Genomic DNA, 19,530 nt, shown 5'->3' with positions numbered 1-19,530 from the left:
TCTATCAATAACATTTAGCAACGATACCGATGAAAGCGTCAAACTTCGCCAAAATCAGTATCGTCGCTATCACTCAGATAAAGCAAGACAATAACATCTGACTACCAGCGTTAATTGCCCCAACGTATTCCAATTTCCCCAAAGGAAGTCTCGCTTTCATTCAATCCCTCAGGATCACTCGTTCCAATTGCTTCAATTTCTTCCTTGGTTAATATTATGTCATTACTTAAATCTTTAATTTTTCTCGTGTATATTGATTTAAGAAGATCAACTTGTTCATCCGTCATCTCATAATAATCTCGCCAAGATTCAACCGCTGAATCATATTCCATTAACTGGCTTTCTAAAAGATAGCCACCATTTAAAACGATTCTTACTACGTTATCTATAGAGATTATGTTATCCTGATCCCCCCAAAAAGCTGTAGTAATAGAGGGTATGGGCACACCATCTTCCCCTTCTTCCAGCAGATACTCCAAAGTTTCGTTTCTCGCTAGCTCCAAGACTTCATTGGGTGCTCCTTCAAAAAAATCAATAGCAGCTTTAACATCTGAACGAGAAACATTGTCATTTCGGAATGCTGCAACACAATACTTTTCACTGAATGTAATTGTTGCTCTCCCACCTGCTCCGTCGATAACACTGTAGTTCATTCCATCCCAAGAATGTTCATAGGACAGTTCAGGGTAATGGGCCACCATAATTGCGTGCGCAATAGATGAAAGTATACATCCCTTCCAAAGATCGTGTTTATTCCATCCTTTAGTTATCATTATAGGCTTCATTATGGTCTCCCTTTTTTAGGTTTAGAAGGTGGATTCGCTTTATTGGCTTTCGATGAATCTGAAGGCAAAATATTTGATTTATCTCTGTTTTCTTTACGTGTTAGTACCTGGGCATTACTATAACTGTTACTTCCACCTTTATCTTTGGGGTAAATATGATCAATTTGCCATTCATTCTGATCGGGAGTAACACCTTTTTGGCTTTTTTGTGGCTTAGTAGCTATTTGACCAGATTGATCAGATTTTACCACGCCTCCGTTTTGTTTTCTATTTTCCTCTATAATTTTTTTCTTTTGGGCAGGTGTGAAGTTTTTACCTGGCCCCACATGTTTCGAATCTACAAGATTAGAATAAGGGCCTGGTTCTGCATCCTTGTTTCCTTTATTTTCAGGAACACTCTTTTTTGGTTTCTGTGGTGTTGGCGAGCCCTTACTCGACTTGGTATCAGTGGGCTTAGGAGGGGTCGAGCCCTGCTTGTTTTTTTCTTTAATCATTTTCCAGAGTTCAGCAGAATCTCCTCCTGCATTTGACGCCCCATGATAGGACATCACACCTCCATGATATATAAAACCAGCAGATGCAACGTTCACCAACACACCAGCCGGAGACAATACGACCGATCCATCAAGGAGAAAACCACCAACCTCTCCCCCCGTACCAATCATCATCTCTCCAACTCCAGCTACAGTGCTGAAAACATCTCCTATCACTTCACCTGTTTTACCTGCAATCGGATGTTTTGGGCTGTAGTCAATATGATGTTTACCATGTGATACACTTCTTAAACCAGCTTGGTATGCTCCTTGTGTAGCATCCCATGCCATTTCACTGCTAATCCGGGCTCCTTCTAACTGTAGTTGTGCGTTCAGTAATTCAGCTTCACCTTGCTTCTCTAATGCTCGTTCCCACCAAGACTGAGATTTCTCTTCTTGCGTTGGCTTTGCTTGTTGTGCCATGTAACTGTCATAGTTCGCCCTCCAGCGTTGTCTAAGATCTACCGGAATCTGTTGATACGCATGAACCATGGCATTAGACTCTTTCAGCAAGTTTTGAACGAACTCTAGGGGACCACCGGAATGTGCCACATGACGCGCACTCGTATATACTTTACCTAAAATCCACTTGCTATAATAGGCTTGTTTCGCTTGCTCATGCTCATACTGACTAATCAATCCTTGAAGCGCCAGTCCTGCCAAATGTTTTAACGGATGTACACCCGTTTCCTTAGATGCTCCCAAGGTAGGCGTTCCTTTGCTCCGAACAGGAACCGCTGCGGTTGCTTGTAAAACTGTTGCTGCTACCTTGCCTGCTATTCCGCCCGATGTATTCAACATCACACTGGCCACATTTCCGACTGCTGGAATGGAGCCTAATAGCTTGGATACTGTACCCAGCAATGCGTTGGCCTGTTGAAGCGCCGCTGGACTTGTAACCTTTGCCGTAGGAGTAGAAGTTGTACTTCTGGAAGAAGCGTTAGCTGCTGCCGATTGCGCTGCCTCATACGCCTTAATATTCATCAACGGCGGCTCGGGTACAGGAGGGAGGTCAGCTACGAAAACAGGAGCCTTCACCGTACCCTCCTGATAAATCACTGGGGCTTGGGTATCCGTCTCACCATCCAGTACCATACTGCTGGCTCCACCTTTTAAGTATAGTGCGGTTCCAGCTTCAAGTGATAGTTCCTGACCTGCATCCAGCTTTACATGACCGCCCTGAATCTGTATATTTCCCAGACTGTTAATGGTGATACCCGTATCCTCATGTAGTGTAATCGAAAACCCATCGGAAGTGGACAGGGTCATCTCCTGCTCAGACATTTCTACGCCGCTACCTTGTACGTGTTTCCATACCTTCACATCTGGCTGTCCATTGGCGTGGCGATGTTGTCGCAAGGAATCGGTCACATAGGCTTCCTGTTCACAGTGTGTAGGCAGATACAATTCCACCTGTTCCCCAACTTCAGGCATGTCGTACCAGCCGCTATGTTCTTCCGCGACATAACGGGTGGCTACGGGAAACCAACAAGCTTTAGCTGGGTCTTGCTTCGGATCTATTTCCAGTTGAAGTTGTACGAAATCCTGTTGTGCCTTCAGCACCATTCCCGTGAGCGAAATCCCGATAGCTTGATCATTTTCATACCGAGTATAGTGAATATCCCGTTCGGCTTGGAGATCATAACGAGTTTGGAGTAAACCGCCCCTTAACTCTGTCACTGCCCGAACAACAACTAGCTCTTTGCCTTGTCCGACGGGTAACGTAATCAAGTCACCCAGCGCATAGTATTGCAGATTTTCAATCGTATAGGTGACATACGCGCCAGCACGTTCCCCTGGTTTTCCTGTATCTAACTCATGAAACGTTTTTCGTACCCTGTAAAATACATCTCGCTCAACCTTGTACTGCTTGCCTTCTGGCATTCCAAAGAAAACCTTAGGTGATGCAGCCGTGATCTCCGGCACAAGTACCGAACCAAAGCGAGAGACAAGGCGCTTTAAAAAGGCCCAGTCGGTTTCTTCATATTGTAAAACAAAAGCACCTAACTCGGCATAGTTGGTTACCGTATCAATCGCATCTCCATACATGTACTTCCGAATCATTGTAGTGACCAGATCATCATAGGTACGATGTATGTCCTGATAAGAGCGCCTTTTCGTCTTGATATCCATTTGGTAGGAATGCGAGGCCGCCTCCAGTTCAAAGGTATATACTCCCCTTATGCAGTGTACGGACATGCGTGTAACCAGCCCGTGAAACAATCTTCTGATCGACTGTCCTTGCTCATCCAACTGACGTATGACAATCGGTTCCTGCTCCATGTCCTGTCCAACACACGCGGCTCCCTGTTCTTCCGACAGCATGCCGCTCACATACAGGTATGCATGATCGTTAACGGCCCTGGTAATTCGCAATTGTTCCATATGCTGAGGTTGAAAGGGACCGTATAAGCGTAGACTTTCATATCCTATTCCGTTTTGCAGTACGTCCAATGCTTTTCCTTATCTCCTTTCCAGCGGCACAAGGCGCGTTCGCCAGCTACCTTGTGTTTACATGTGTTCGTAGCTATCACACCATTCAGATTCTGAGTTTAAGAGGTTATTTTTAACAGCAAACCATTCTTATGTATGTATCGGATAGAATAAAGCTTTTGTTTACATAAAGCCCCATCCATTCTGTTATTTTGAATTAACATAGCGAACGAATGAATATATGAAGTACCCTAAAACCGTCTTGGCCTTAAATGAAAATAGATATTATTACTTTGAAAGGCTCCTGTTATCAGTGAAGCCTTATTTTCTTTTAGGAGGTTACGTTGTGCGCATCATACAGACCCAGCAAGACATCGACTCACTGCAATACTCTTCGCTTTCCCCCTCTTTTTTAAAACACATCCAAGAATACTTCACTCAGCTTCGCAACTTATTCCATGACCAAGATGATCCGTATTTTTCCCTCCAGCCTTCCGGCCCTATCTTCATACTAGAAGCAGGGGATAACCTACACGATCTTAGCCTCGTAGGTTTTAGACGAGAAGACGACGGACTTTTCGGTAGTTACCCTGAATACGTCGAGCTGTTCGACCTAGGCAGCATCCAAATTTACAAAATCGCTGTCATGAACACCAATGACTACATCATTACCCTGTTTACACAAGTCGGGATTCACCACAAGGAGGCCGAACAATGGCTAAAAGAACAAGCAGAAGTCTAAAGGCAAATGAGGACACATATTTTTTAACCTAAAGGAAATACTACAGAATGTTAAAAAATAATCTTGAATTTCATAAAAAATCTGGATATTCCCTCCTATCTTTCTAAAACTTCAATAGTGAATCCCCACTTCTAAAAGAACCTATAGTGCGCTGCATTTCAAAAAGTCTCCCTTCTGATGCCAACAAAAAAATTTCAAAGAATAATTGACGCTTGGTAACAAATATGTTACCATCTATTGTATGAAGGTTCTGCCTTCTGTGTTCTTTTATAAAATCGAATATAAGTGGGGAGCTGGTGTCGATGAGTATCCATCGAATCCAGCAGTATAAAAACCTCGTCTTCTCAGAAGAAGCATTTCTCAACGGGATAGCAAACCAAAATGTCTGCCCAGACGCACGACGGAAAATTCTTGAGGCATTGGCTTTACTTGATGCTCACGGAACAGATAAGAACTATCTTGGTAAGAAAATTCAAAATACCAAGCGTTCTGGATTTTGGGAGTTGAAGGTTAAAGGGCAATCAAAGACAGAATGGCGTTTTTTATTTAAACATCTCTCCGGGTCAGAGTATGCAATTATTCATTTTTTCATAAAAAAAGATGAAAAAATTAGAAAACGAGACATTATTACTGCTGAGCGTATCACCGCAAGAGAAGGCTGGTAGCCTTCTCTTCGGGAATACTAGCCCTATTTCTCGATAAAGAACCAGAACAGAACAAACTAATGGTCTTTATTTTTCAAACAAAGAAAGTAATAAAAAGAAGAAAGGAGAGTGATTACCTTTTTTAAAAAGTAACTAATTGCTGATATCCAAAATATATTTTTAGCAGCTGTTAGTACTCATTAGCGTTTTGGGATTCGGATTTCAGAAAGGAGAGATTACACCCATGACGAATGACACCATTGTCTACGATCTCCAAGACCTGAATGTTCCCGATGAATATTACGCAATTTCTGTACCAAAATTAGAGATTATTAATGCAATTAAAAAACAACTGGGGAATCGTAATCTCAGTGTCCGGAAATTAGCTGATACCGTTGGGATGAAACACCCTCAAATTGTGCGTGTTACAAGTGGAGAAAATTATAATATTGAGACTCTCCTTAGAATTCTTGATGCATTGGATCTCAAAATTGTTATTCAAGAAAAGTCAGATCAATAAAGACGCAGGCTGCTAAACGTGGCCCGAAGAGTCGCTGCTAATTATATGCAGCGACTCTTTTTGTTATATATTCAACACCATTCGCAAGGAGGCCGAACAATGGCTGAAGGAACTAGCAGAAGTTTAAAGGCAAATGAGGACAATGTACTAAATAAACTAAAAGAGGTCATTGAATACAACGGGGACTTTGTAAATAATCCTGAATCGTACGGAAACACTTGGATCATGGCGCTAGCGATTAGGCCGTTCACCCACAATCAAAAACAGTTCCTACCCGCCTGTTTGGAAGAGCATGAAGCGCTCCATTCCGAACAGGCCTTTTTTGTACGTGTGATCATCAGAACAACCGATCAGTGTGGAACAAACAGATACGTGGATGGTACGAACTTGTTTGTGACGATAGACCAGGATACTGGAATTGTAAGTATTGTAAAAGAGGATGAAGTATTGTCAGACAGCCCTGTATTTCATGGCGGCGAAATTGCAGATGCCTTGCGTTGGGTGAATGAGTTAGCCGATCCTTATTACATCGCGCTAGAAGACCCTTTCCTTACACCGGAGCAACGCATTCTGTTCATGCAGAGTGCAAAAGAAGATGATCCTTTTACTCTGTAAATGAATCTTTCCAATTCAAAAAAGCGACGGTGCGGGCATGTGAATGTCCATACTGTCGCTATTCTTATTTAGAAATGGAGCGAAAACCATGTCAACGTTAACCTTCACGGAAAAAGAAAAACGCGCCCTCGTTGCTCTCATTCAAGACCAGATGGACACGCATCTATCTCACTTTCCTTTCGCCAGATATCCCGTGTATCCTTTGGAAGAATGGAAACGTCTTTTATGTGACCCAGCTAATGTGACACCGACGATGTTAAAGCAAATACTTGGTTGGACATTCGGGGGCTGGCAGCGGAAAGACCTTCCCTCTGCACAAAGTAGTGTGGTTAGAAACATCATCAAGCTGTGGCCGGAATTTACAGAAAAGATGCCCCCAGCACCCGAAGACATCCTACAATTTTGGGAGGGACAGTTGACCGACTGGACAAACGGATTCCAGGCAGTTTCCTTCCTGTTAAACCTCATGCGCCCCGATGAATATGAAATCACAGACCCCCACCGCATTCAAGCCATGCACGAGCTGCTTCAAACCATCCAGCATCAGGACAGAGGAAGCAACTTATCTCGCTCCTTACTTGACCTCGAAAATTACACTAGCTTTTTCCGCGCCATCTTACCCAAGCTTTCCTTTGGTGATCACAACCGTATTCAGCTCGACCGTTTTCTAAAAGCCTACGGCAACCGTCATGCTTACAAAAATGTAGATAGCAGCTACATGACTAGTGAGCCTCACATCTGGCAATTCTCATGGAATGACGCTAAAACAGAACACTACGACTTGGAGAAAATCACTTTGCGCTCCAATGCAGATGTTCTATTTGCTTGCCTGCTCTCCTTACTGGATAAACAGCCTGATGTGGGGCAAAAACTTACCATAGGACAGGTCGTTGAGCTGCTCCCTTTGGGTACTGGAGGCATTTGTAATCCCGCAAGCTTTAAATATGCTCTCATTTCCTTGTTTGGTAAGCAGAAAGGACGGGATTACTTCATTACGGACGATTCTTCGCTCCAACAGGCTTTTACAGTACAAGCCAACCAATCGACTCGTGACATGAAGTTTTACACTCATTTTCAAGGAACAAAAATTACTGTTAATAAGAAATATATTAAGGAGCATGATCTTTGATCTAATCATCGTAAAATTACATTGAAAACTACATTATTTATTCTTTTCTTTATCAAATGTGTGAAGCATGTCGCGCACAACTCTTTGAATCATTGCAACCTCCTCAAAACTTCTTTCCATGAGTAAAGAACGGTGCATTTCTACAACATGATGCTTCTCTGTATTTCCTTCAATTCCATCTAATGAGCCGAATCTAAAAATTTCGACAGGTTCAACTTCAAGTGCAGAAGTAATTTTATCAATTGATTTCAGCGATATGTTTCGCTCTCCTCGTTCAATGCCGCCAATATAGGAGTCCTGTAATTCGGACAGTTCTGCAAGCTTTGCTTGAGAAAGTCCTCGCTGCTTGCGTAAATTCCTGATCCTTGCTCCGACCAATTTTAACAAATCAGACATCCTATGCACCCCTTATAAAGTAAGGGTAGTTAAAATGAATAAGGTTAAGTAATACTACTAAACTATAAAAATATCTTGTTTAAGGTATTATAAGTACTTTATAATGGATTTATCTTACTTATAGTACTTGAGTAGCAGGCCAAATTGTATATCATCAGTATCCTGCATAGGTGGAAAGTCGCCAAAATCGTCTTCTATTTCATACTGAAAGGGTTGAATTGAATGTTAATGAATTGGGCTATTGGGGGAGCAGTCCTTGGACTGATTGGATCTATTTCTACGGATACGAGCATCATTTCAGGCATCGTATTCGGTGCAATACTCGCTGTAGTCATTAGAAAATGGATTTTTAGGAATATGTGGATGTAGCACTGGTAAGTTTCTTTCAAAGATAGGAAACAAGGCCAGCCCGAAGCTGGCCTTTTGCACAAAACAACGAATAACTAAGCTGGACTAATTCATAATAATACAAATCTCAAAGCTTATATTTATTTTCATTAGCTACGTTAAATCAATATAGAAAGGTGCACCGCACATGCTAACCAAGGCAGAACAAGCTCCACCTACCCCAAAGAATTTTACTTTTGAATGGAACGGGGGTTTCAGTTATCTTACGTACTTAAAAAAGAAAACAACCGTTACATTCGAGGGCGAAAAACTGTTGCTAACTAGACAAAACTTCATCTTAGGCGCTTTCCCCTTACAACCATCGACTCAGGACATTTCGCTCACCAACATCAATTCCATGGCTGTGGGCTCCAAAATTAATTGGTTTGACCTGGTGTTTGCTATTTTGTTTGTATTCGTCACTCTGATAACCATGAACTTTTTACCCTTACTCTTGACTGCTCTTTTTCTGTGGCGCACCTTTAACATCAACATTCAAATCGGACAACGTTCAGGAAATAACCTGAACATCATGACTGGCTCTAAAGGTGATGCAAACTCATTCGTTCAATTTTTAGCAGATACAATTAATCAAATAAAGCATTCCGACAACACAGAATCGGGACAAGATTCCATCGTTCCCCAAGTGCTAAGCAACAAGCCTAAAAAGATATTCAGCATAGTAAGCGCTGGGATTATCGCAATCCTCATTTTACTGTTTGCCATTGCTTCACGCGGAGGCTTTGATAACCCATACGTCACCTGGGTTAAAAATGCTGCGGTTCCAGGCGGCACCCATCATACGATGGACGAAGCCCTAAGCAATGACAAGTATTTTAGCAATGTGGTCTGGAAACAAGTCAACAAGGGCGGCAACGAAGAAGATGTGAACAAATACGTTATGTACCAAGCCACCTACACCGATCAAGGCGTGAGCATCAACATTCAAACCGTGTTTCAAGTGTTTGCTGAAAATCAATTTACCCCCGTTGCTTACGCTATTGACGGAAATGGACAAGATCTGTCGGACTGGACTTACTTTTTAGTAGAGGTCACTTCCAAACTGGACGGAAGCAACCCATCCTCGGATAAAGGGGCTTGGCAGGAAAGCGCCTCTACTTCTTCCACATCAACGTCCCCTCAGTCAGAACCCCCGGCTCAAACCAATGTCGAAGCCAAATCATCTGAACAGGAACCCGCTCCTCCTGTGTGGGTAGCTACAACACCTGTGAAGGAAGTACAGACTCCATCTCCAGCAGGAGGTGCCGCCCCAACAGTGAGCTTAAAAGACTTCAACCACTGGACTCCTCCTGCTGCTGATCTCACCTATCCTGTTCGTTTAGATGGGGATAACATGGACATTGTGCTGGGTTTGGATCATCCCAATGGCGTGAAAGCACAAGTTGTCGATCATGCTTTGGGGCAGGGCTGGAACATATCCTTGCCTTCCATAGAAGGCAGTAGTCCCTTTGATGAATTTGGGGACCTGTTGCCTGATTACTCGCTTGCTGTTAAAGAACATGATTTTACTCAAGATGGAACGCCTGAAATTGTTTTGGTTGCGAGTGATGGACAAGCCGACATGTACGTGTGGATACTCACCTATAATTTCATGGCTTCGGAGCAGGGAACTAACCCTTTAGAACTGCTGTGGAGTGGCATAGGACAATCGGATATTTTAATGTCTGGCAACCAGTTCCTACTTCCATACGGTTCGCAGGGACTGTACGAGGAATACAAGTATACTAATGGTTTATTTGTGAAGGCGTAATAATATCCTTTGTGTCGAAGCTAATTATTTTGGAAGGATTTAACTATAAAACGTCTTGGGAAAGATTTCAGTGTTCTCATTTTACTCATACTTGGGCTATCATTGCTCACAAGTTGCAACAACAATGCTTCAAACACAACAGATAAAAATCAAGAACTTGTTGTAATAAACGTGGAACGTACAGGCGGCTCTTAAATGGAATTGGTAAGGTTACGGTCTACATTGATGATGAGCAAGTGATGAAGGTGAAAAATAATCAAACCAATTCGGCTGAGCTCTATCTTTCGCCAGGCGTACACACCATTCAGACCAAAGGACAAGGCGACAAAAGTAGCCTCGTGAACTTTGAGGTTGTTGCTGGAGAAGATAATACCTTACCTACCACACGGAAATCAGCAACATTTATGGAGTAAGTCTAGAAAGAACACAATGAATGTATGCTATATTTCCCTCGGAGACTGTCGCGCTCTTGAATATATGTATGAGTTGAGACCTCATCCGTCCAATGTGTTCTATTAATCAAATACGAAGAGCTATCGGTAATTACTCCGAAGGCTCTTCTTTTTTTTCAATTCATGGTTCTGATCAAAAAAATCCCACACTTCCACGACACAAAATTATAAATAAATGTATATTATAATCTTGTATGACGCTGAGACGCTCAGCGTGCGGCACGTAGGATCATAGAAAGACATAATACTATATTTCAGAGTAAAATTAGTTTATCCTAATATCTTAGTAGTTAGAAAAAATAAAAACAGTAAAGGGGTACTATCATGAAGCTCTATACAAGCAAAGATTTGGCTAAAAAATACTATGTAACTGAAAAAACAGTAATAAATTACATCAAACAAATTTGTGAAAATTTTAATCTGAATACAAGAGACTTTCAGAGAGTAAATGAGAAGAAAATTAAGGAGTATGTATTAACTGAAGAGCAAGAAGCCTTATTTGGAGCCATTATAAAAAACATACATAATGATCCATATGTCACAAAAAAAAGATCTTACAGTAATAGTAACGAATCTGATATTAAGTCACATAGAGACGATCTAATTAGAGAAATTGATACTTTTACTATCTCTTCACTAAAAGGGAAAATCCAAAACACAGAAGAATACAAATTAGCATTAGAATTCAAAGATGTTCATGACCAATTCGATGAACTACGAGACTGCATCCTCTTTTTACTTGAACAAATGCCTTCAAAAGATAGACTGGATATTGAAAAACAAATTTTATCAGCTACAAAAAAAGTGGCACGCGATCTTTTCGTAAGATTCACTGATGAACTTAAAAATGAAGCCATAGAAGAACTCGAAGAAGTTGATGAAGATGGAACCTTTTCAATACCTGATGATAACGAAGTAGCTCTGAAAGTAGTGAGATTACTTGAAAAAAAACTAACCCAAAAAAAATCAGATATAGAATCTAATTATGGAGGACTTAACTTAGTTGAACAGGCAATCGCGAAAATGTTAGATGAATCAGTTTAATCTTAATAGAAGTATCACTTCTCTCACAAAAAGGATGTGTCATCACATCCTTTTTGTGTTGGTAATTAATACATTTTAAGGTGTGTGGCTCCTCCCTTTTTATAGCGCATATCCTCATATAAAAGTAATATTTTTATTCCTACTCATGGTTAGTTATCTGTCCTCATATTAACTCAGAAAATTTTCATTTTATTTCTTTCCGTGATGATTAATTGCAGAAAACTTAAAGTGTAATTAGCTCTTTTGAAAACTTAATAGCGCCGAAAAAGAAACGCTTTTGTCGAGTAAATTTCGGGCAGTCGAAGCCAGTAATGACCGACACACAGATTAGTTTACATCCACACTGTTTTTCACATTGGAGGCTGAAACCATGACAACAAATTCTCTAGCAATTCAGTTTTTGAAAAACAATGATCTCTGGCCAGTATTCGTAAACTCTAGTCTTGGACAAGATCAATCTTGGTCTTTACATGAGTTGCAAGCAGCAAGAGTACAATCTAACTTCAGAATGAACAAGTCACTGGCCTCTGAGTACGACCACTTTATTCAAGGCAAGTATCTGGACAATATCCTATTAGTAATTAACGGAATGGATCATCAAGCTTTCCCTTCCGTTGAGGACCCCCTATTGATTGCGGAGGCTCGTAATCGACTTGAAACACTGCTCTTCGGAAATCACCTTATTACCGCTGACTGTGAATCAGGCCTGAATCTTCTTTGGTCCCCCCCAATACCCATTAATTTGATGGAACTAGAGGGTAAACAAAAAGAAGAAATCAAGCAAAACATTGTCCACTTCTTTGATAAAGAGCTCGGTCTTATGGTTAGCGAAGTACACTTCTCTAGCATTACGGATGGTACAGAGTGGGAGGAATTCTTCTATGAGCGTTATTTCTTACCCAAAAAGTTTATGGAGATTACGGGGTTAACACATCCAGTGCCTTCGGTTCCAGAAGTGGAGAAAACGATCTTGGACTACATTCTGGAGGGTAAAATGGAGTGGCTTAAGTCTCAAGTTAGGAAACAGTTAGAGCAACCACTTGAATTTGATGTCGAGTTGTCTGAACCATTTACTCCATCTGATTCCACGGCATTGTTTATGCCATTCGCCCGTGCTGAATTGGCTATTCCTTCAGACACGACAGCAACAGCAATTATAAATTTGGTCAACCAGAAGTTTGAGGTACTGGAATGCTCGGAACAGGATGGCTGCCTAACCTTGCTCTGCATGTCTCCTGAAGGGCCTTATGCAGAAACCATAGCCCATATTATTATCAATATTCGTGAACTGCTCTGCCCGCCTTTCATGCACTTTTTTAACAATCATGATTTGGAGTTGCGAAGCCTTTCCTTCATCCTGACCGAGACAGAGCGTTAATCAAGGAACGAACACAGCACCTATCTTTTAATGGATGGAAAGAACCCCTAAAGGTTCTTTCCTACCCACCTATCATAAATAAGGGAGTCGATACCAATGAGTTTTATGATCAATCGTGAGGGGAAAAAGGCAGAACTTCAGGTTGTTCCTGATGGTGAGTATACTGCAGAAATCACAGATGTTGAAGCTGATCTTTCTAACGACAAAGCCTGTTACGTATCGTTTACGCTGTTGACAGGTGAAGTTATTCGAAACCGTTATGTATCTAATCCTAAAAAGCGCGATCCCCTCGACATTTTGATTAATGTAACGCTAGGGCGCAGATCAATCAATGTAGACCTTGAAGAGATTATTGGAAAATTCGTTAAGATCACAGTTGCCAATGAGCAAATTTATACGAATGTCAAAAAGGTCAACAAATTAAATCAACAGGATATCGAGGAACTCGAACGTCATCTGAAAGATGAAGACACGGATGAGATCGAAGAAAGCGATGAACTGGATGATGATGAAGTGCTGGATACTGAAGAGTTGGATCTGGAATCTTGGGATGATGCATATGAAGATACTGAATCTGACACTGATGAACCACACAAAATCTGGATGCAACCTGAGTCTAGACGCAAACGACGTATCTAATAACAGGCAGACCCAATGCTTTCTTACACAGGTACTTTCCCGTCCTCATAACGGGAAAATACCGCCATTTACTAAGAAATTTAATAGCAACAACCTTGCCATAGCAAGGGAATTCGAGCAAATTTCCCGTTTTCACGTTCATTTTTCATGAATGTACAAAAAGATAAGTAGCGAGCGAAAGGAGCAAGTAGAATGACAGATACAAATCAGGATTACTCGCTAGAGGAAGATAATATCTTCTACCCTGAAATTATGCTGAAAGATGGATTCATCTGGGAAGATCGCGGTGAAAAGAAGGGCTTGTCTAAAGTGGGCAAAGCCATTCAGATCCGTACAGTGCATGAAAACATAGATACAGGAGAAGTATCCTTCACGGTAACTTTTGAATATAATGGTCGGCTGAAAGAAACAACGATCAGCCGTGCTGATTTTCAAAGAAATAAAATCATTGAACTCGCAAAGCTTGGGGCAGATGTATATGAATATAATGCTACTCAGGTCATCAAACATTTAATAAATGAAGAAATCAATGCGCCTCAAAACAAGGTTCATCAAAAGTTAGGCTGGGATACGTACGGTGACCAACTGATCTTTAAGCATTACAAAACCATTGGGATAAACTCCACATACAACGGTCCGCTAGCCATTCAACCAAAGGGCAGCTATAAGAAGTGGAGACTGGCTGTAGAAAAATGGGTGATGGGGAACCACAATCTCGAATTAGCAATTCTGATTGGCCTTTCCTCAGCAGTGGTTGGGCTAATCAGTTCCGCAACCAAGATCGACAGCCTCATTTTTCATATCTATGGCCTCAGCACTCAGGGTAAAACAACAGCAACCTCACTGGCCATCTCTACATTCGGCTATCCTGAAACGAACCAGAACGGACTGATGCAAACCTGGATGTCTACTCAAAATGCCATCATTGGAAATTTGGTGGGGAACTTCGGCCTGATTTTTGGTCTTGATGAAATTTCCATGTCGGATATCCAGGACTTCTCCACGATCGCTTACTACCTTGCTGGGGGAAAGGAAAAAGGACGCCTCGATAAAGAATCACGTCTAAAAGAGGCTGGGGCTTGGAGTACAACTATTGTATCCAATGGAGAGCGGGCACTCACCTCAAAAGCGAATCATAATATAGGAATTGTCATGCGGATTTTAGAGCTTGGTCATATCAAATGGACACATGATGCAAAGAGCGCCGATCAAATTAAACACGTCATCCAGCGGAATTATGGACATGCAGGACCAAAGTTCGCAACGGTTCTATTGGCTAAAGGTAGAGCTCAGGTGGTTAAGATGTGGCAGGAATGCACTCAACGCATTATAGATGCCATGCCTGAGCAGAGCCATTTTTCCCAACGCATCGCTAAAAAGCTAGCTATTTTGATGCTCACGGGAGAAATCGCAAAGGAGGCCCTTCAGCTTGATTTCGATCTGAAGGGTATTCAAAACCTACTCATAGAAAATGAAAAAGCTGTAAAAGATGACCGTGATCTCGGAGCAAAGGCGCTCGAATACTTCTACGAACAATTTGCTATGAACCGTTCTAACTTCAGTGACCTAAAGCGCATTAGAAGCAAAGGAAGTCATATGGATGTAGCTGTACTGGAGAACCGTAAAGTATTCGGTGGATTATATAAAAAGTCAGGTGAAAGATTCGTCTATATTCTTCCATCGGTGTTTCATCAGTGGATGAAGGATGGCGGCTTCGATGAACCCAAGGTGGTATTAAAGGATTGGAAAACCAGAGGTTTGCTAGACACCGAAGGAGACCGATACACACGCAAACGAAAAATTCACGATGAATCAACAACGGTACCCGTATATTGTATTCGACTCAATCCAGATGAAGCAGATGTAAACGAAGCATGATGCAAAACAGGGTGTAAACGAATTCCCACGGGAAAACGGGATTTTTTCCTATGTTCCTTAATGGCTCATGGTTTTTTCTATCCTTGTCTACGGGAATCTTGGCGTGATTTTCACGCGAGATTTCCTAAAAAACAAACAAATTAACATAAAAACTCTTGTTTTAGGGGCATAGAGGCGTCTTTGTCGTCGTTTCATTCATTTAATATAACCATGATATAGTAATTAACTACATTTTATCATGGAGGTTTCATTGATGCCTGGTAACTATAACATGCCCACAGACGCTTCACAAGTAGGCTTCCTTCCAACGCTTAGTAGGAACAACCTTTGTTTAAAACCGAATCAACCCTTTTTTCAAACAGACATTATATCTTTGTAGTCCTGACCACAAGACTACATCACAGCCTGTTTGAAGGAGGAACATTAATGAAACAAGCCGCTAAACGTGTACAAGTTCTGCACTTGCACACCATTCGAGAGAAATCTTTGCTTTTTGCAGATCGGGTGGTTCACAGGCCCGAGGATACCGTTTGCCTTTTCCGAGAGTTCATCGGGGACTGTGACCGGGAGGCCTTTTGTGTCCTAACCCTGAACACCAAGAACCAGCCCATGGCCTTACAGTTGGTCTCACTGGGTACACTCAGCTCGTCCTTGTTACACCCGAGGGAGACGTTTAAACTAGCGGTGCTGTCCAACGCTGCGTCCATCATTGCTTGTCATAATCATCCTTCTGGCAAGCCAGATCCTTCTACGGAAGATCTGGACATGACCAAGCGGCTTCAACAAAGCGGTGCTATTTTAGGTATTGAACTGCTGGATCATATCATTTTGGGCGATGACTCGTTTGTCAGCCTCAAGCAAAGGGGGCTCATGTAATGAATCAAGCCATACTCACGTTGATCGTCGCTGCTGCTCAGTTGGCATTCGAGATCATCGCCCAATCTAAAAAAAGATAAGTAGGAGTTTTTGTTCTCATGCCAATGCATTACTCGACTCGTATTTCCAGACGCAAGCTCAAACAATTTTGCACTGATCCCGATGCCTCTTCCTGGATTACTGCCGATCAGGTACGGGAAACGACTATTTCATACTACCAACCTGCCGTTGAAATGCTGGATACCATTTTGAAGCGAAAACGATAGGCTCACAGTTATGTTCCTGAAGATACCTGAGCGGTAGACTTTTCAGAACGCGAACACATTCACACACTTTAACGATTTAACGCTTTTGTGAACTACACCTATCTGTGGCCTCTCCTTTTACAGAGAGGCTACTCTTTCCCTCAGATTCACCTTCTTTTATAAATTCATCATCATCATCATTCGCCTACATCGAAAGGGGTAACTATACTTATGACCATTCAACGCGCCGTAGCTTACGCTCGCTTTTCCAGTGACAACCAACGGGATGAATCCATTGACGCTCAGGTTCGAGCCATTGAAGCCTACTGTAAACAAAAAGGCTTTGAACTCGTTAAAATCTATATCGACCGCGCCAAAAGTGCTACCTCTGACAAACGACCACAGTTTCAGCAAATGATTCTCGACAGCGAAAAAGGTCTTTTTGATGTGCTCATCGTTCATAAGCTGGATCGTTTCAGCCGGGACAAATACGACAGTGCTAAATACAAACGCAAACTGAAATTGAACGGTATTCAACTGTACAGCGTCACCGAAAACCTAGATGGCTCTCCCGAAAGTGTCATTTTGGAATCGTTGCTGGAAGGTATGGCTGAGTACTATTCCAAAAACTTGGCCCGTGAGGTCATGAAGGGGATGAAAGAAACAGCATACCAATGTAAACATACAGGCGGCTTACCTCCCATCGGCTATGCTGTAGATCCTGTAACAAAAAAGTACATCATTAATGAAGAGGAACGCGGCATCGTCGAAACTGTTTTTTCTATGTTCCTCGCTGGTCACGGGTACAATCAGATCATTCGGGAACTGACGGAGCAAAGTTACAAATCCCGTTACGGTAAACCCATCAGCAAAGGCACCTTGGGTACGATTCTTCGTAACGAAAAGTACACAGGCACCTACATTTTCAACCTCACCGACAGCAAGGATGCGGCTGGTAAGCGTAATGGTAATCGACATAAAAATAGTGAAGATGTGATTCGTGTCGAAGGTGGTATGCCACAACTTGTAACCAAGGAAGATTTTCAGAAGGCACAGGATAAGATGAATCAAAACAAGCGCCAACCTGGCGCTTACAAGGCAAAAGAAATGTACCTGCTTAGCGGACTCATTGTTTGCGGGGAATGTTTGAAAAACGTAGGTATTCAGTATGCCATGATGGGCAATACCAAATACAGTGGTAGAAGCAAACTGAAATATGTTACCTACCGTTGCGGCAACCGTGACCGAACAAAGGCATGCAAGAATCCCGAATTACGCCGGGAGTACATTGAAGCTTATGTACTAGCCCAACTCCAAGAGAAGATTTTTAACGATGAAGCTATCCCTCTTCTGGCTAAACAGCTTAATGAGTACCAGAAGTCCAAAGAAACTCATGTGAAAGCCGATCAACAACGCCTGAACAAGAGTCTGGAAGGTGTAGAGCGCCAGATCGATAACATTGTAAATGCGGTAGCTGGCGGACTGAACAATCCTACCATTCTTGAAAAGTTGTCCTCACTGGAACAGCAAAAGATTGAGCTAGAAACGAAACTCCTTGAGGCTCAGCAGGTAAAAGAAAAAGCAGCCATCACAGAGGATGCTCTGCGACAACTGCTTTCTGGCTTTCAGGACCACATCACCAGCCGGAATCTTCCTGAGATCAAGAAGTTCATCGGCAGCTATGTAGAAAAGGTGATCGTCTACAAAGAACACGTAGAAGTCATCTTTAAGCTACAAGTTGTGGATTTGATCGATGGAGGCGAGGGGAGTCGAACCCCTGTCCGAAGATAACGACACATAAGCTTCTACGGGTGTAGTGACAGTTTTGATGTCACCCTAGGAACTCCCTGTCACCGGATTCCCTTCGGGTCAGCCTGATTATCTTCTTCAGCTCACCGCAGGCGGAGATGAGACAGCGTATTCCACTATTTGTTAGCCCCTATCCCAGTCACATGGACGATGCTGGGTAGAAGCACGCACACAGTTTCTTAGGCTGCGAAAGCGTAGTTGTTTTGTTGTTTGCCGTTTAATAGGCTTTAGCGTTGATGAAGCGGACGCGTCCCCACTACCCGCTACCCATGCTCGAACTATCCCCGTCGAATCCATAAACGCCCCCTTATTATAAAAGGGCTCCACGGATAAATCCGGAAATACCGGAGCATAAGCATGCATGATACTATATCGGAAGCTGAATCCTGAGACTCAACAGTCGAACAAACTCAGAAGTACAAAAACATGAAAACTTACTACTCCATTAGTATACCATATTACACTTCATAACGAAACGAAATGAAGCCATTTAAGCTCTATAAAATAGCACCATTACAGGAACAAGTAGCTTATTCACGTAATTTGTACCATGCCTAATAATTCAATTAACAACGAAGTAGTTCCTAAAAAATAGCTCCAGCCTAATCACACGCTGGCTTCACTTAGTCTGCCGACTCAAGCTACGTTATCTCGCAATTTTCTGCTTCTCACGCAAAGCGCGTTGGATATCACGCTGAGCATCGCGTTTAGCTGCAGCATCACGCTTGTCGTACTGCTTTTTACCTCTACCCAGTCCAAGCAACAACTTGGCATAGCCATTGCGAACATAAATCTTTAACGGCACAATCGTGTAGCCTTCCTGTTTGGACAGACCAATAAGCTTACGAATTTGCTCTTTGTGCAGCAACAGCTTACGAGTACGCGTCGGATCGGTCGGATTGTTACGATTGCCTTGTTCAAAAGGACTAATATGCATGTTGTGGATGTGAATTTCAGCATTACGAATGGTAGCAAACGCATCACTGATATTAGAGCGACCATTACGCAAAGACTTAATTTCCGTTCCCGTTAACACCATGCCCGCCTCGTAGGTATCCTCGATAAAATAGTCATGGGAAGCTTTTTTGTTCTGGGCGAGCACTTTCCCGTCTGCCTTCTTACCCATGAATACCACTCCTTGTTCCTAATGTAATCTATTCCGTAAAAAGAAAGCTCCAGCCTGTTCACTAAATAACTGCAAATGAGCCGCTTAGAACTATATTGTAACAAAATCCAGACGGTAAAAGCAAGAAA

The 19,530-nt window shown here is 42.2% G+C and carries 18 protein-coding genes and 1 other RNA gene; 14 read left to right on the top strand and 5 right to left on the bottom strand.

Going from position 1 to position 19,530, the window contains the following annotated elements:
* Positions 1 to 110: 110 nt before the first annotated feature.
* Positions 111 to 785 carry a hypothetical protein gene (locus L696_RS0125040; protein WP_049827519.1) on the bottom strand — a complete coding sequence of 225 codons (675 nt, stop codon included), beginning with the start codon at positions 783 to 785 and terminating at the stop codon, positions 111 to 113.
* Positions 785 to 3,772 carry an HNH endonuclease domain-containing protein gene (locus L696_RS0125035; protein ID WP_025686060.1) on the bottom strand — a complete coding sequence of 996 codons (2,988 nt, stop codon included), beginning with the start codon at positions 3,770 to 3,772 and terminating at the stop codon, positions 785 to 787. Before L696_RS0125035 ends, L696_RS0125040 begins: the two co-directional genes overlap by 1 nt.
* Positions 3,773 to 4,097: 325 nt before the next feature.
* On the opposite strand from L696_RS0125035, the gene L696_RS0125030 reads away from it, so the two are divergent.
* From L696_RS0125030 to L696_RS0125010, 5 genes are all read left to right on the top strand, one after another.
* Positions 4,098 to 4,493, top strand: a complete 396-nt coding sequence (locus L696_RS0125030; protein WP_025686059.1) for a hypothetical protein — start codon at positions 4,098 to 4,100, stop codon at positions 4,491 to 4,493.
* A 302-nt stretch (positions 4,494 to 4,795) separates the two neighbouring features.
* On the top strand, positions 4,796 to 5,158 hold the full coding sequence (locus L696_RS0125025; protein WP_025686058.1) for a type II toxin-antitoxin system RelE/ParE family toxin: 363 nt from the start codon (positions 4,796 to 4,798) through the stop codon (positions 5,156 to 5,158).
* A gap of 223 nt (positions 5,159 to 5,381) precedes the next feature.
* Positions 5,382 to 5,657: a helix-turn-helix domain-containing protein gene (locus L696_RS0125020; RefSeq protein WP_025686057.1), complete on the top strand. Its 276-nt coding sequence runs from the start codon at positions 5,382 to 5,384 to the stop codon at positions 5,655 to 5,657.
* Between the two features lie 99 nt (positions 5,658 to 5,756).
* Positions 5,757 to 6,272, top strand: coding sequence for a hypothetical protein (locus L696_RS0125015; protein ID WP_025686056.1), 516 nt, complete (start codon positions 5,757 to 5,759; stop codon positions 6,270 to 6,272).
* A gap of 88 nt (positions 6,273 to 6,360) precedes the next feature.
* Positions 6,361 to 7,401 carry a hypothetical protein gene (locus L696_RS0125010; protein ID WP_025686055.1) on the top strand — a complete coding sequence of 347 codons (1,041 nt, stop codon included), beginning with the start codon at positions 6,361 to 6,363 and terminating at the stop codon, positions 7,399 to 7,401.
* 33 nt (positions 7,402 to 7,434) lie between these two features.
* Here the strand turns inward: L696_RS0125010 and L696_RS0125005 are convergent, their stop codons facing one another.
* Positions 7,435 to 7,797 (bottom strand): helix-turn-helix domain-containing protein, encoded by a 363-nt coding sequence (locus tag L696_RS0125005; protein ID WP_025686054.1) that lies wholly within the window; start codon positions 7,795 to 7,797, stop codon positions 7,435 to 7,437.
* A gap of 222 nt (positions 7,798 to 8,019) precedes the next feature.
* Here L696_RS0125005 and L696_RS31590 point away from each other — a divergent pair, with 222 nt between their 5' ends.
* The 9 genes from L696_RS31590 to L696_RS0124950 all read left to right on the top strand — a co-directional run bounded on the left by L696_RS31590 (position 8,020) and on the right by L696_RS0124950 (position 18,258).
* Positions 8,020 to 8,166, top strand: coding sequence for a hypothetical protein (locus tag L696_RS31590; protein ID WP_155985471.1), 147 nt, complete (start codon positions 8,020 to 8,022; stop codon positions 8,164 to 8,166).
* Between the two features lie 166 nt (positions 8,167 to 8,332).
* Positions 8,333 to 9,955 (top strand): hypothetical protein, encoded by a 1,623-nt coding sequence (locus L696_RS0124995; RefSeq protein ID WP_025686053.1) that lies wholly within the window; start codon positions 8,333 to 8,335, stop codon positions 9,953 to 9,955.
* 776 nt (positions 9,956 to 10,731) lie between these two features.
* Positions 10,732 to 11,451 carry a hypothetical protein gene (locus tag L696_RS0124985; protein ID WP_025686052.1) on the top strand — a complete coding sequence of 240 codons (720 nt, stop codon included), beginning with the start codon at positions 10,732 to 10,734 and terminating at the stop codon, positions 11,449 to 11,451.
* Between the two features lie 370 nt (positions 11,452 to 11,821).
* On the top strand, positions 11,822 to 12,829 hold the full coding sequence (locus L696_RS0124980) for a hypothetical protein (RefSeq protein WP_025686051.1): 1,008 nt from the start codon (positions 11,822 to 11,824) through the stop codon (positions 12,827 to 12,829).
* A gap of 96 nt (positions 12,830 to 12,925) precedes the next feature.
* Complete coding sequence (locus tag L696_RS0124975) at positions 12,926 to 13,468, top strand: hypothetical protein (protein ID WP_025686050.1); 543 nt, start codon at positions 12,926 to 12,928, stop codon at positions 13,466 to 13,468.
* Positions 13,469 to 13,660: 192 nt separating this feature from the next.
* Positions 13,661 to 15,346 carry a DUF927 domain-containing protein gene (locus tag L696_RS0124970; protein ID WP_025686049.1) on the top strand — a complete coding sequence of 562 codons (1,686 nt, stop codon included), beginning with the start codon at positions 13,661 to 13,663 and terminating at the stop codon, positions 15,344 to 15,346.
* A 426-nt stretch (positions 15,347 to 15,772) separates the two neighbouring features.
* Positions 15,773 to 16,222, top strand: coding sequence for a JAB domain-containing protein (locus L696_RS0124965; protein ID WP_025686048.1), 450 nt, complete (start codon positions 15,773 to 15,775; stop codon positions 16,220 to 16,222).
* Positions 16,223 to 16,320: 98 nt separating this feature from the next.
* A complete protein-coding gene (locus L696_RS30710; protein WP_155985470.1) occupies positions 16,321 to 16,488 on the top strand; it encodes a hypothetical protein in 168 nt (55 codons plus the stop codon).
* A 210-nt stretch (positions 16,489 to 16,698) separates the two neighbouring features.
* Complete coding sequence (locus tag L696_RS0124950; protein WP_025686047.1) at positions 16,699 to 18,258, top strand: recombinase family protein; 1,560 nt, start codon at positions 16,699 to 16,701, stop codon at positions 18,256 to 18,258.
* On the opposite strand, the gene ssrA is transcribed toward L696_RS0124950, so the two are convergent.
* Positions 18,219 to 18,583, bottom strand: a transfer-messenger RNA (tmRNA) gene (ssrA, locus tag L696_RS29935). The genes L696_RS0124950 and ssrA overlap by 40 nt on opposite strands.
* A gap of 339 nt (positions 18,584 to 18,922) precedes the next feature.
* Positions 18,923 to 19,402 carry an SsrA-binding protein SmpB gene (gene smpB, locus L696_RS0124945; RefSeq protein ID WP_014279183.1) on the bottom strand — a complete coding sequence of 160 codons (480 nt, stop codon included), beginning with the start codon at positions 19,400 to 19,402 and terminating at the stop codon, positions 18,923 to 18,925.
* Positions 19,403 to 19,530: the final 128 nt, after the last annotated feature.

Source organism: Paenibacillus maysiensis (genome assembly GCF_000520815.1).
Taxonomy (GTDB): Bacteria; Bacillota; Bacilli; order Paenibacillales; family Paenibacillaceae; genus Paenibacillus; species Paenibacillus maysiensis.
The sequence above is the reverse complement of the archived record's forward strand: the minus strand, read 5'-3'. Positions and strand labels throughout refer to the sequence as shown.

Coding starts and splice junctions, on each gene's coding strand:
- L696_RS0125040 (WP_049827519.1), bottom strand. CDS start 785: ATGAAGCCTATAATGATAACTAAAGGATGGAATAAACACGATCTTTGG.
- L696_RS0125025 (WP_025686058.1), top strand. CDS start 4,796: ATGAGTATCCATCGAATCCAGCAGTATAAAAACCTCGTCTTCTCAGAA.
- L696_RS0125020 (WP_025686057.1), top strand. CDS start 5,382: ATGACGAATGACACCATTGTCTACGATCTCCAAGACCTGAATGTTCCC.
- L696_RS0125015 (WP_025686056.1), top strand. CDS start 5,757: ATGGCTGAAGGAACTAGCAGAAGTTTAAAGGCAAATGAGGACAATGTA.
- L696_RS0125010 (WP_025686055.1), top strand. CDS start 6,361: ATGTCAACGTTAACCTTCACGGAAAAAGAAAAACGCGCCCTCGTTGCT.
- L696_RS0125005 (WP_025686054.1), bottom strand. CDS start 7,797: ATGTCTGATTTGTTAAAATTGGTCGGAGCAAGGATCAGGAATTTACGC.
- L696_RS31590 (WP_155985471.1), top strand. CDS start 8,020: ATGTTAATGAATTGGGCTATTGGGGGAGCAGTCCTTGGACTGATTGGA.
- L696_RS0124995 (WP_025686053.1), top strand. CDS start 8,333: ATGCTAACCAAGGCAGAACAAGCTCCACCTACCCCAAAGAATTTTACT.
- L696_RS0124985 (WP_025686052.1), top strand. CDS start 10,732: ATGAAGCTCTATACAAGCAAAGATTTGGCTAAAAAATACTATGTAACT.
- L696_RS0124980 (WP_025686051.1), top strand. CDS start 11,822: ATGACAACAAATTCTCTAGCAATTCAGTTTTTGAAAAACAATGATCTC.
- L696_RS0124975 (WP_025686050.1), top strand. CDS start 12,926: ATGAGTTTTATGATCAATCGTGAGGGGAAAAAGGCAGAACTTCAGGTT.
- L696_RS0124970 (WP_025686049.1), top strand. CDS start 13,661: ATGACAGATACAAATCAGGATTACTCGCTAGAGGAAGATAATATCTTC.
- L696_RS0124965 (WP_025686048.1), top strand. CDS start 15,773: ATGAAACAAGCCGCTAAACGTGTACAAGTTCTGCACTTGCACACCATT.
- L696_RS30710 (WP_155985470.1), top strand. CDS start 16,321: ATGCCAATGCATTACTCGACTCGTATTTCCAGACGCAAGCTCAAACAA.
- L696_RS0124950 (WP_025686047.1), top strand. CDS start 16,699: ATGACCATTCAACGCGCCGTAGCTTACGCTCGCTTTTCCAGTGACAAC.
- smpB (WP_014279183.1), bottom strand. CDS start 19,402: ATGGGTAAGAAGGCAGACGGGAAAGTGCTCGCCCAGAACAAAAAAGCT.